Annotated in this window: 14 protein-coding genes and 1 tRNA gene; 9 read left to right on the top strand and 6 right to left on the bottom strand. The window is 59.1% G+C overall.

Annotated features, from left to right (window positions below; translation table 11 throughout):
* Positions 1-74: 74 nt before the first annotated feature.
* On the bottom strand, positions 75-752 hold the full coding sequence (locus RDL77_RS09400; protein WP_288192621.1) for a lysoplasmalogenase: 678 nt from the start codon (positions 750-752) through the stop codon (positions 75-77).
* Between the two features lie 142 nt (positions 753-894).
* Between RDL77_RS09400 and RDL77_RS09395 the strand changes: the two genes are divergently transcribed.
* Both RDL77_RS09395 and RDL77_RS09390 read left to right on the top strand, forming a co-directional pair.
* Positions 895-1,104, top strand: a complete 210-nt coding sequence (locus RDL77_RS09395) for a recombinase family protein (protein ID WP_308526392.1) — start codon at positions 895-897, stop codon at positions 1,102-1,104.
* Positions 1,105-1,126: 22 nt separating this feature from the next.
* Positions 1,127-1,438, top strand: coding sequence for a helix-turn-helix domain-containing protein (locus RDL77_RS09390; RefSeq protein WP_308526391.1), 312 nt, complete (start codon positions 1,127-1,129; stop codon positions 1,436-1,438).
* 9 nt (positions 1,439-1,447) lie between these two features.
* On the opposite strand, the gene RDL77_RS09385 is transcribed toward RDL77_RS09390, so the two are convergent.
* Positions 1,448-2,524, bottom strand: a complete 1,077-nt coding sequence (locus RDL77_RS09385; protein ID WP_288192620.1) for a hypothetical protein — start codon at positions 2,522-2,524, stop codon at positions 1,448-1,450.
* A gap of 195 nt (positions 2,525-2,719) precedes the next feature.
* A tRNA-Ser gene (locus RDL77_RS09380) sits at positions 2,720-2,810 on the bottom strand.
* A gap of 371 nt (positions 2,811-3,181) precedes the next feature.
* On the opposite strand from RDL77_RS09380, the gene RDL77_RS09375 reads away from it, so the two are divergent.
* The 3 genes from RDL77_RS09375 to RDL77_RS09365 all read left to right on the top strand — a co-directional run bounded on the left by RDL77_RS09375 (position 3,182) and on the right by RDL77_RS09365 (position 5,541).
* Positions 3,182-3,505: a hypothetical protein gene (locus tag RDL77_RS09375; RefSeq protein WP_288192619.1), complete on the top strand. Its 324-nt coding sequence runs from the start codon at positions 3,182-3,184 to the stop codon at positions 3,503-3,505.
* Between the two features lie 269 nt (positions 3,506-3,774).
* Positions 3,775-4,773, top strand: coding sequence for a BMP family protein (locus RDL77_RS09370; RefSeq protein ID WP_223612330.1), 999 nt, complete (start codon positions 3,775-3,777; stop codon positions 4,771-4,773).
* A gap of 132 nt (positions 4,774-4,905) precedes the next feature.
* A complete protein-coding gene (locus RDL77_RS09365) occupies positions 4,906-5,541 on the top strand; it encodes a LysE family translocator (protein ID WP_223612329.1) in 636 nt (211 codons plus the stop codon).
* Here the strand turns inward: RDL77_RS09365 and RDL77_RS09360 are convergent, their stop codons facing one another.
* The 3 genes from RDL77_RS09360 to RDL77_RS09350 are packed head-to-tail and all read right to left on the bottom strand — an operon-like array spanning position 5,542 to position 7,403.
* Entirely contained in the window at positions 5,542-5,997 is a 456-nt protein-coding gene (locus tag RDL77_RS09360) for a GNAT family N-acetyltransferase (RefSeq protein ID WP_288192618.1), read from the bottom strand.
* A gap of 12 nt (positions 5,998-6,009) precedes the next feature.
* Positions 6,010-6,219 carry a SlyX family protein gene (locus RDL77_RS09355; RefSeq protein ID WP_105733935.1) on the bottom strand — a complete coding sequence of 70 codons (210 nt, stop codon included), beginning with the start codon at positions 6,217-6,219 and terminating at the stop codon, positions 6,010-6,012.
* Positions 6,220-6,230: 11 nt separating this feature from the next.
* Entirely contained in the window at positions 6,231-7,403 is a 1,173-nt protein-coding gene (locus RDL77_RS09350) for an iron-containing alcohol dehydrogenase (protein ID WP_288192624.1), read from the bottom strand.
* 209 nt (positions 7,404-7,612) lie between these two features.
* Here RDL77_RS09350 and RDL77_RS09345 point away from each other — a divergent pair, with 209 nt between their 5' ends.
* The 4 genes from RDL77_RS09345 to RDL77_RS09330 are packed head-to-tail and all read left to right on the top strand — an operon-like array spanning position 7,613 to position 11,809.
* Positions 7,613-9,145 (top strand): ABC transporter ATP-binding protein, encoded by a 1,533-nt coding sequence (locus RDL77_RS09345; RefSeq protein ID WP_288192617.1) that lies wholly within the window; start codon positions 7,613-7,615, stop codon positions 9,143-9,145.
* On the top strand, positions 9,142-9,696 hold the full coding sequence (locus RDL77_RS09340; RefSeq protein ID WP_288192616.1) for a cysteine hydrolase family protein: 555 nt from the start codon (positions 9,142-9,144) through the stop codon (positions 9,694-9,696). The genes RDL77_RS09345 and RDL77_RS09340 overlap by 4 nt, the downstream gene beginning before the upstream one ends.
* The gene (locus RDL77_RS09335; protein ID WP_288192615.1) at positions 9,693-10,838 is read left to right on the top strand and encodes an ABC transporter permease; all 1,146 of its coding nucleotides are present in this window, start codon (positions 9,693-9,695) and stop codon (positions 10,836-10,838) included. Before RDL77_RS09340 ends, RDL77_RS09335 begins: the two co-directional genes overlap by 4 nt.
* Positions 10,838-11,809: an ABC transporter permease gene (locus tag RDL77_RS09330; RefSeq protein ID WP_223612324.1), complete on the top strand. Its 972-nt coding sequence runs from the start codon at positions 10,838-10,840 to the stop codon at positions 11,807-11,809. The genes RDL77_RS09335 and RDL77_RS09330 overlap by 1 nt, the downstream gene beginning before the upstream one ends.
* Position 11,810: the final 1 nt, after the last annotated feature.

Genomic DNA, 11,810 nt, shown 5'->3' with positions numbered 1-11,810 from the left:
TATCTCGGAAATTCCCCCCCCAGTCCCCCCCCCGAAAACCCGCCAATGCGGTGATTGGGAGACACGGCGGAGTTTCACTGACCGGATGAAGCGACCGACCGCGCAATGAACCATTGCGCCGCATAATAGGTTCCCAGCACCCAGAGGGGGCCAAGCGGCATGGCGAAGCGGAATTTCCCATAGGCCAGCAGCGTGTCACTGGCCAGAAACAGCATGCCGCCCATGCCCGCCAGCCGGGCAGGGGGCGTTGCAAGGCATTGGGCCCGGCTGATCGCCTGGGCGCCCATCGCGGCCAGAACCGCCGCATAGACCGTGACAGGAAGCTTCAGTTCCGCAGGCAGGCTTGACCACAGGCCCCAGACGATTGCCAGAGCCAAAAGGGCGCAGGCGGCGAAGGTGAGGGGCACGGCGCCGAGGCGGACATCACCGGTCAGCGCGATGATATAGGCGCAGTGCGTGATGAGAAAACAGATCAGCCCGGCGACGAACAGATCCTGCGGCAGCATCAGGAAAATATCGCCGCACAGCGAAAAGACCAGGCCCGCGGCAATCGCCCACTGATAGCGCTTTGAAACCGGGTTGGCCGTCTGCACGACCAGGAGCAGCAGCAGCGCCGTCGCCAGCGGCTTGCTGACATAGTGCAGCCAGCGCCCGTCCGTGCCGAGCAGCGCGCTGGCAATGGCTGCCACCGCCGCAATCGCGAACAGCCTGTGCAGCGCCGGTCGGATGGCCGGTTGTGTCCTGGGTGTCATTGCCGTCCCCCGCAAGGTTTTGGCAGTCCTCCAAGCCTGTCAGGTTATAACGCAAAATATACTGACAATAGGGTTAACTTGGAGTTTTGGCAGTGTCATACAGTAGGTACTAGACCCTATTGGCAGTACGAAAGGCAATGACATGCCGACAGGATACGCAAGGACATCCACTACGGATCAGACAGCAGGGCTTGAAGACCAGATAGCCAGCCTGAAGGTGGTGCGATGTGAGAAGATATTCAGCGAACACGCTTCAGGTGCAAAACAGAGAGACCAGCTAGACGAGGCCCTACGCTTCCTCAGAGAGGGCGACACTCTGGTAGTGACCAAGATGGACCGGCCTGGCGCGTGATCTCAGCAGCCTGCTTTCTATAGTGAACGACCTTGACAGGCGGGGGATTGCTCTTCGCATCCTCGACTTCGCCGGGGAGACAATCAACACCAAGTCTGTCACCGGAAGGCTACAGCTTGCGATGTTCGCAGAGTTTGAGCGGACCATGATGCTGGAGCGCCAACGGGCGGGCATCACCGAGGATAAGGCTGAGGGTAAGTACGCTGGGCGCAAACCAAAGGCCATGAATCAGAAGGACAGCATCAGGGCGCTTGCAGCGGATGGGATGACACGTGCAGCCATCGCATCGCAACTTGGTATCAGTGAGCAGAGTGTCTACAGAGCGTTGGAGTGACCTGTAATACTATTGCGGGACTTCTGGTACTACGCTGCCAAGGATTTTCCAGACAAACGAAAAATATCCTGCCAATGTCCCGTAAAGTAGTGTCGCGATGCCGCCGACAAAGGTAGTGATTACGACCGATATTATCTGGGAATAGTATTTCTCAGCAAAACCTGTTTTCTCGTCCTGCAAAACAATTGTAGCGTTCGAAATATACCTTTTGTGAAGGAATGCGACTACGTTGATAATACCGACCGCGCCCAGCAACATCAAAACTCGTCTTATGAATGGTAGGTCGGGTATAGCTGCAATGGCAAGCACCACCAGAAGTCCATTGATATTTAGTCCATACTTCTTAGCGGATGTCAGCGTCCACGCCTCGCTGCGCTTTATCACTGATTCAAGAAGAGCAAGCTTACCTCGCACCCAAGTTTCCTGGCCACCTTGTACGGTAATCTGATTTGGGCCGTCGGCATTCAATTCGACGGAGGCAATCTTGTTCAAATTTCCTATATCTTTGTCCTGAATATAGAGACGCAGATATTTAAGCCGCGTTTGCGAGGGGATTTTCTTTAGAAACTCTGAACTATAGACTGCTTTTTCGGTTCCATCGTCTTGATACGTCACGATTGTTCGCTCGTGCCCGAAATCCTTTTGGACCGCTGCAATAAGTTCTCTCAGGTCTGGACCGTATAATCGGACAGCCCCGACTTCACTCCGAGCTGTATGAAGTTGTTCGCTGAGATCAATTGTCTCAGTTGCAGGCTCCGCGCTAGCGTTGTGGGGGTGCAACAGAAAAGTACCAGCGGTGCCGATTTCACTTTGCCAATTCCCTCTGATCTCACCGTTCGGTCCAAGTTTGCCGGTTATAACAATCGGACCAAGCTCAACATTCTGCGGCCCTTGCTTCGGCACGCCTTTAAGCTCTAAATTTGAGCCATCAAAGCTCCCAGTCGCCTCATATATTGCCAACCCATAAACATCATCCATGAAGCGGATTGTTGCAACTAATCCCGCCCCTTGGGCTTTGATCTGACAGAACAGATTGCCGGTATTGGTGCCGAAGATTCGGCCTGCCCACTGCGACTCAGGCTGCATTTTATCTCGCTCCTTCTCTACAGGAGAGTGGAGCTCCCAACAGGCCAACAGTCAAGGTATCGCGCCCTATGTCGGAAGATAACAGCATCTTCCTTCGACGGACAATTATTTGGGGGCACCAAAGTGGGGCACCAAACAAATGGGGCTCTTCGGTAAGGCCTTGAATTTGTTGTGATTTATGTGATAAAGAATAGATGGCGGAGAGAGCGGGATTCGAACCCGCGTTACGCTTTTGACGTAAACACACTTTCCAGGCGTGCGCCTTCAACCACTCGGCCACCTCTCCGCAATTCGTCCGGCATGGGGCCGGTCGGGTTGGTCGTTCTCAGCCGGAAAACCCGGCTCAGGAGCACCGTCAACCATCGGTCACTCAGTCTTTGGAGTTTGCGCGAGTCACTTGAAGATGGTTAGCCAACAACGACCCCGTGCGGCGCGCACTATAGTCAGAACAGGCTCTTGTTCAACACCTATTTCAACATAAATGCGCTTTGGCATAATTTCATTCCTTTGTCACTGAAATTGCTGCGAATTTTCAGGGAAACTTCATCGTTCGGTCCCAAAATGCCGGTAAGTTTGCATTCAACCGGTAGGCGTTCCACGCTAGAATACCGTTTTCCCGGCGCCTGATGGTACCGGCCGATGACTTTGGAGAAAGACGTGATCCGACCTGTATTGAGGCTTTTTGCCTATATTGCGCTTGCCATGGCAATCATCGCTGCGGTTCTCGACGCGGCGCGGTCCGTGGGGGCGTCGCATCTGGTGACCACCCCCTTGCAGGAAAGCTGGCAATCGCTCTCCGTCTCATCCCTCGGCGTCGTCGAGGCCTATTTCAAGGCCCGTCTCTATCCCGTGCTGTGGGACCCGCTGATGCTGTGGATTCTTGCAACGCCCACCTTCGTCGTTTTCGCCATCCTGGCCCTGCTTCTCTATAGCCTGGGCTACCGGCGTGAAAACCGTGCCGGCCGCTTTGCCGCGCGTTGAGGCGCGATCCCGCCAGGAATCCGGTAGTCTGTCGCGGCCTGCGCGGCAGCGGGCATAGCTTGCCCTGTTCCACAGGCGAAATCTGCATAAGGTACTGATAGGGCTTGGTTATTTCGCAATATTTGACCGGGAGGCAAAATTCCGCGTGAATTTTGCCGTGAGCCGTGCAAGATTGCTTTCGGGGCGGCTGTGACGGGATGGGCCGCAACACAGTCCGGAACCGGCGGAATGCCGGTCCTGCTTAACAAAATCCAGAGGGTTGGTATCAAATGAAGCGTATTGTTCTTGGTCTGCTGGCTGCCACAGCCATGTCCTTCTCGGCCTATGCCGCGGACAACAAACCTGCCTTGATCTTCGATCTCGGCGGCAAATTCGACAAATCCTTCAACGAGGCTGCGTTTCATGGCGCAGAAAAATACACCAAGGAATCCGGCGTAAAATTCCGCGAGTTCGAAATCCAGAACGAAGCCCAGCGCGAACAGGCTCTGCGCAAATTCGCTTCCGATGGCAACTCGCCGATCGTGATCGCCGGTTTCTCCGCTGCTGCGGCCATTGAAAAGGTCTCGACGGAATTTCCGGATACGAAATTCGTCATCATCGATGCGGTTGTCGACAAGCCAAACGTGCGGTCGGTTGTCTTCAACGACAATGAAGGTTCCTATCTCGTTGGCGTTATCGCCGCCAAGACCTCGAAGAGCGGCACGGTCAGCTTTGTCGGCGGCATGGATGTGCCGTTGATCCGCAACTTTGCCTGCGGCTATGTCGGCGGCGTGAAGGCGACAAATCCGGCTGCCAAGGTCATCCAGAACATGACAGGCGACACGCCTGCCGCCTGGAACGACCCTGCCAAGGGTGGTGAAATTGCCAAGTCGCAGATGGATCAGGGCTCTGACGTGATCTTCGCGGCGGCCGGCGGCACCGGTATCGGTGTGCTGCAGGCGGCTGCCGATGCGAACAAGCTTGGTATCGGCGTCGATTCCAACCAGAACGGCCTGCATCCGGGCAAGGTTCTGACCTCGATGATGAAGCGCGTCGACGTGGCCACCTACAACGCGTTCAAGGACGGCGCGGACGGCAAGTTCACCGCCGGCGTCAATGTTCTCGGCGTCAAGGAAGGCGGCGTCGACTATGCCGCCGATGAAAACAACGCCAAGCTGCTGACCGACGATGTCAAGAAGGCCGTCGAGGCGGCAAAGGCCGATATCATTTCGGGCAAGGTCAAGGTTCACAACTACAACACGGACAATGCCTGCCCCTACAAGGGCTGATGTTTCACCGATCTGACGGGCCGCCGGTTGCAAGACCGGCGGCTTTGTTTTGGGCGTCGGGTCTGCTTGTTTTATCCATGAAACATGAGAATATGCCGCTCCGCGTCACTGACGCACATTGGAGATCATCCCATGTCTGCGATCGCCGTTTTCTTCACCATTCTTGGGGTTCTGCTGCTGGGCGCGATGAGCCCCGGCCCAAGCTTTGTCCTGGTTTCCCGCATTGCCATCACCTCGCCGCGTTTGCACGGCGTGGCGGCCGCGCTGGGCATGGGCATAGGCGGCGCGATTTTTTGCTGTTTGGCCGTTCTGGGGCTGACCGCCCTGCTGATGCAGGTCGAATGGCTTTATCTGATCCTGAAAGTCGCCGGCGGGGCCTATCTGATCTATATTGCCATTCGCATCTGGAGCAATGCATCCGAACCCCTGGCTTTGACGGGAACCGGCGGGCATATGTCGCTGGCCCGGTCATTCTCCTTTGCCCTGATGACCCAATTGAGCAATCCCAAGACAGCAATTTTCTATGCCAGCCTCTTTGCCGCGCTGTTGCCCGCTGACGCACCGCTCTGGCTGTTGCTGGCGCTGCCGCCCATGGTGTTTCTGATTGAGACGGGCTGGTACACGCTCGTTGCCACCATGTTTTCGACGACAAGAGCCCGTGCGGCCTATGCCGGGTTCAAGGCATGGATCGACCGCGGCGCCGGGGCTGTCATGGGCGCGCTGGGCATGAAGCTGATCGTCGAGGCGTTCAAGACGCACAGGATCTGATCAGAGGGCGCGATTGAGGATCGCCATTCCAGCGTTCTCGCCGGCCAGCGCTTCGTGATGTTTCCAGCCGGCGGCGCGGTAGTAGTCGGGCTTGTCCGTGTAGAGATAAAGCTCTGAATGGCCTTGATCGCGGGCAGCATTTTCCGCCGCCGCGATCAACTGCTTTCCGACACCCTTGTTGCGGAAGGCAGGGTCGACATACAGGCTGGCCAGCCAGGGCGTGAGATGGGCATGGCTGTCGAGATCATTGTCGATCAGAAGCACCAGTCCGGAGGGAAAGCCGGACACGAGCGCGACAAAGGCTTTCTGCCGGCTGCCGGGCGCCAGCAGCTCCATGAAGGCGTCGATGGTCTGCTCCATGCTCCGGCCATCGGCATGGCCCCATTCATGAAAATTCCAGCGCGCGCATACGGGAACAAGCTCGGGGCGATTTTCCAAGGGTTCTACGGTAATCATGGAATATCCGGCCTACCAGTGGGGTGGTTTGGTCACCGGAATGTCCGGCGTGGTTTGTTCTTCGAGAACAAGGAAGCGGTCCGTCAAGGCATCGAGCTTCCGGCGCATGGCTTCGATCACTGTCCATTGTTCGGCAATCTGGGCAGAAAGCTCTTCAATGGTTTTTTCCTGTTCCGTCACCAGGATTTCCAGGCTGGTGACACGGTCCGTATCAGCGGTCATTTCTCTCTCCGTTACCAGGCCGTTCTGTAGATCGCCAAGGCATCGGCCTCGGTCACATCCCGCGGGTTGTTGACGAGGAGCCGCCCCTGTTTCATGGCATCGGCCGCCATCACAGGCAGATCGCCCTCGCCAATGCCGACATCGCGCAGCCGCGTCTGCAGCCCCAGCTGGGCCGAGAGGCCAGCGAGGCGGTCGATAAACCTGTTGCAGATGCGCTCTGCCCCTCCTGACACATCGATACCGGCGAAAGCATGCGGCGCCAATGCAGCATAGTGTGTTGCCGCCCCATTCATCGAATCGGCCGCGTTGTACCGCAGCACATGGGGCAAAACCAAGGCGTTGGACAAGCCGTGCGGCACATGGAAGGTCCCGCCGATGGGGTAGGCAAGCGCGTGGACAGCGGCAACGGGGGAGTTGGCGAAGGCCTGTCCGGCCAGCATCGAACCGAGCAGCATGGCCGAACGCGCCGCCTTGTCCCGGCCATGGAAAACTGCGGTCTCGATATTCGCGCCGAGAAGCCGCAAGGCCTCGACGGCCAGCGCCCGGGAGAGTGGATTGTTGTTGGCGTTCTTGGAGGCATAGGCCTCGATGGCATGCACCATGGCGTCGATGCCCGTCGCCGCCGTAACATGCGGCGGAAGCCCGAGGGTGAGGTCCGGGTCAAGCAGCGCCACGTCGGGCAGGATGAGCGGTGACGAGACGCCGCGTTTTTCATTGCTGCCGACGGTGATGATGGAAACCGGCGTCATCTCGGAGCCGGTTCCGGCGGTGGTGGGAACAAGCGTCAATTTCAGGCGCGGTCCCCTGGCATTGCCCACGCCCCAGGCATCGTCGAGATTTTCATTTGAACCTGCGAGCAGCGCGACGAGTTTGGCCACATCCAGCGAGGAACCGCCGCCAAAGCCGAGCACATGGTTCGCGCTGTTCTCCCGGGCCACGTCCACGGCATTCAGCAGTGTATCGAGCGATGGATCCGCTTCCACCTCGCCGAACACCGTGATATCGGCTCCGGCGGCTTGCAGGCTGGCAATGGCCGGTTGCGCCAGTCCAAGGGCCAGGATGGTGGCATCCGTGACGACAAGCAGCCGGTCGCTGGGCTTTATGCGCAGGTGCGCGGCGATATCGCCGCTGGCGCCTGCCGCAAAGACGATGCGCGGCGTGGTGTGGAAAGCGAAGGGAGCGATGATGTCGGCCATGTCAGGAGATTGCCAGAGCCGGGCCCGGTTTGTCGAGGCCCGCTACGGAACGGGAAATGTGCAATTCTTGACTAAAAAGTAAAAAATCCGGTGAACGAGCAATCGGGGACCCAACGGAACCGGTTCCATTTGATTTTTCTTTGCTCTAGGGTCAAAAGTTCGGAACGATAAAAAGCTGATCAACAGCGGATGGGGACATGGCAGAACCGGCGATTGAACTTGTTGGAATTGATAAGCGGTTTGGTGCAGTTCACGCCAATCGCGACATTCATTTGCGCGTCGAAAAAGGCACTATTCACGGTATTATCGGGGAAAATGGCGCTGGCAAGTCCACGCTTATGTCCATTCTCTACGGGTTTTATCAGGCCGATAATGGCGAAATCCGCATCAATGGCGCGCCGGTCAGGATCAGCGATCCCAATGCGGCCATCGGGCTGGGCATCGGCATGGTGCATCAGCATTTCATGCTGGTTGAAAATTTCACCGTGCTTGAAAATGTCATGCTCGGTGTCGAGGGCGCACTGCTCCTGAAGCGGGGCATTGCCAAGGCCCGCGCCGAGCTGAAGCGGCTGGAACAGGAATACCAGCTGGATGTCGATCCGGATGCGCTGATCGAGGAATTGCCGGTCGGTCTGCAGCAGCGTGTTGAAATCCTCAAGGCGCTGTATCGCGGCGCTGATATTCTGGTGCTCGACGAGCCGACCGGTGTGTTGACGCCGGCTGAAGCCGATCACCTGTTCCGTATTCTGGAGCAGCTCAAGGCGCAGGGCAAAACCATCGTCCTCATCACCCACAAGCTGCGTGAGATCATGGCTGTCACCGACAATGTTTCGGTCATGCGCCAGGGTTCGGTGGTGGCAACGCGCAAGACCGCGGAGACGACGGTCGAGGAACTGGCCGAACTGATGGTCGGACGCCGGGTTCTCCTGCGGGTGCAGAAAGGCGAAGCCAAACCGGGCGAGGTCAAGCTCTCGGTGGAAAATCTCACGGTGCGCGACAGCCGCGGCGTGGTCATGGTCGACAATGCGTCCTTTACGGTTCGCGCCGGCGAAATCGTCGGCATTGCCGGTGTGGCGGGCAATGGCCAGTCGCAGCTGATCGAGACGGTCGCCGGCATTCGCACGGCCGTGTCCGGCCGCGTGCTCCTGGACGGGCAGGTCATCGATATTACGGGCGCGGCCGATCCGGGCGAATTGCGCGATCGCGGCCTCGCCCATGTGCCGGAAGACCGGCATCACATGGGGCTGGTTCTTGCCTTCGAGGAATATGAGAATTCCATCCTCGGCTACCACGATGATCCGCTCTATCTGAATGGGCCATTCCTCGATATCGACGCCATCAAGGCTGATGCACGCAAGAAGATCGAGAAATATGACATCCGCCCGAGCGATCCGCGCCTGAAGACGGCGAATTTTTCCGGCGGTAACCAGCAGAAGATCGTCCTGGCCCGCGAGATCGAGCGTGACCCGGGCGTGCTGATCATCGGCCAGCCAACGCGCGGTGTTGACGTTGGTGCGATTGAATTCATCCACAAGCGGATCATCGAGATGCGCGATGCGGGCAAGGCCGTGCTGCTCGTTTCGGTTGAACTGGATGAAATCCGCTCCCTGTCCGACCGCATTCTGGTGATGTTTGCCGGACGCATCGTCGGAGAACGCGACGCGGATGCGAGCGAAGGCGAGCTGGGTCTTCTGATGGCTGGCGTTGAAAATCAGGAGGCGGCGGAATGACCACCACCCAGGCACTTCTCGTCATCGATGTGCAGAATGCCATCGATGATCCGAAATGGGGCCGCCGCGGCCAGCCGGAAGCCGAGGCGCAGATTGCCCGGCTGCTCGGCGCATGGCGGGAGCGCCGCCTGCCGGTCGTCCATATCAAGCACGATTCCACCGATCCGGCATCGCCCTATCGCCCCGGCACGCCGGGCAATGATTTCAAGCCCGAGGTGGCGCCGCAGGTGGGCGAGCCCGTGGTTGACAAGCGCACCAACAATGCCTTCATCGGCACCGATCTGATGGACGTGCTCGACGAACTGCAGGTGCACAGCCTCGTGGTAACGGGTGTTCTTCTCGAAAACTCCGTTGATGCGACCGTGCGCATGGCGGCCAATCTCGGCTTTGAAGTGATCGTCCCCGAGGACGCCGTGGCCAGCATCGATCGCACCGATCATCGCGGCAAGAGCTGGAGCGCGGAAGATGTTCACGCGCTGGCGCTGTCCGTTCTTGATGGCGAATATGCCAAAATCTCCACCTCCGACGCCATCATCGAGGCCCTGCCATGAGCCAGCCCTTTGCCAAACTGCCCGCCTGGGCTGACTATGGCCTGCTGCCGCTGATCAATCTGATCGTGGCCTTTTTTGTTGCGGGCCTCGTCGTTCTGCTGGTCGGCGAAAGCCCGATCGATGCCGCCGTCCTGATGGTCAAGGGCGCCTTCGGCTCCGGCGATGGTGTCGGCTACACGCTGTATTATGCGACGAACTTCATTTTCACCGGCCTTTGCGTCGCGGTGGCGTTCCATTGCGGCCTGTTCAACATCGGCGGCGAGGGGCAGGCCTATATTGGCGGCCTCGGCGTTGCGGTGGTCGGTCTTGGCCTCGGCAATGTCCTGCCCTGGTGGATCACCTTTCCGCTGGCCATCATTGCCTCGGGGCTGGTCGGCGCGCTCTGGGCCCTCATTCCGGCGTGGCTGCAGGCCAAGCGCGGCTCGCACGTGGTCATCACCACGATCATGTTCAACTTCATTGCCGCCAGCATCATGGTCTATCTGCTGGTGGGATATCTCAAGGCGTCGGGCACGCAGGCGCCGGAAACCCGTGTCTTCGGTGATGGCGGGCAATTGCCGGGCCTCGGCTGGCTGCTCAGCCTGATCGGGCTGAACATGCGCTCCGCACCGCTCAATATCAGCTTCCTCCTGGCGCTGGTTGCCGCATTCCTTGTCTGGGTGCTCATCTGGCGCACCAAGCTCGGCTATGAAATCCGCACCATGGGCTACAGCCCCAAGGCCGCGCGCTATGCCGGTATCGGCGAAGTCAGGATCATCGTCATCACCATGATGATATCGGGCGCGCTGGCCGGCATGATGGCGCTGAACCCGATCATGGGGGCGCAGCACCGCGTGCAGCTTGATTTCGTCGCCGGCGCCGGTTTCGTCGGCATTGCCGTGGCGCTGATGGGACGTTCGCATCCGGCGGGCATCGTTCTCGCCGCCATCCTGTTCGGCATGCTCTACCAGGGCGGTGCGGAAATCGCCTTCGATATGCCCAATATTTCCCGCGACATGATCGTCATCATCCAGGGCCTGGTGATCCTGTTTGCCGGCGCGCTGGAGCACATGTTCCGCCCGACCCTGTTGCGCGTTCTGCAGCGGTTCGCCCGGACGAAGCGCCAGTCCACACCGGCCGTTGCCGCCGAGGGAGGTCAATAATGGATAGCTTCACCGTCGTCCTGCAGGTTCTCGATTCAACGATCCGCCTCTCCGTGCCGCTGCTGCTGGCCTGTCTTGCCGGGCTCTATTCCGAACGTGCCGGTATTTTCGATATCGGTCTGGAAGGCAAGATGCTTGCCGGCGCCTTCGCGGCAGGCGCCGCGGCCACCTATTCGGGCTCGGCCTATGCTGGGCTGCTCGCGGCCGTTGTGGTTTCCGTTGCGCTGGGGCTGGTGCATGGCTTTGCCTCCATCACCCATCGCGGCAACCAGATCGTTTCGGGCGTTGCCATCAACTTCATTGCCGCCGGCACCACCGTCATTCTCGGCCAGGCCTGGTTCCAGCAGGGCGGGCGCACGCCGTCGCTGCCCAACGCCGCGCGCTTCAACCCGATCGACCTGCCGGGCGTGGAAACGCTGAACGGCATTCCTGTCATCGGCGCGATCTATTCCGAGCTGATTTCCGGTCACTCCGTGCTGGTCTATCTCGCCTTCCTGCTGGTGCCGTTCACCTGGTGGGTGCTGTACCGCACGCGCTTCGGCCTGCGCCTGCGCGCGGTCGGCGAAAACCCGGCTGCGGTGGATACGGCTGGCATTTCCGTGCCGTGGCTGCGTTACCGCGCGGTGATCTGCTGCGGCTTGCTCTGCGGCATCGCCGGTGCCTATCTGGCAACAGCGCAAGGGGCGGGTTTCGTCAAGGATATGACCGCTGGCAAGGGCTATATCGCGCTTGCCGCCCTGATCTTCGCCAAGTGGCGGCCGGTCCACGCCATGTTTGCCTGCCTGCTCTTCGGCTTTCTCGATGCCATCGCCATCCGCATGCAGGGGCATCCCCTGCCACTCATCGGTGAGGTTCCCGTGCAACTGATGCAGGCCTTGCCCTATATTCTCACCATCGTGCTGCTGGCCGGTTTCATCGGCAAGGCAATTCCGCCCAAGGCGGGTGGTGTGGCCTATGTGAAAGAGCGATAGA

It is taken from the genome of uncultured Phyllobacterium sp. (assembly GCF_902479695.1).
Lineage (GTDB): Bacteria > Pseudomonadota > Alphaproteobacteria > Rhizobiales > Rhizobiaceae > Phyllobacterium > Phyllobacterium calauticae.
This window is presented reverse-complemented; position numbering and strand designations above follow the sequence as displayed.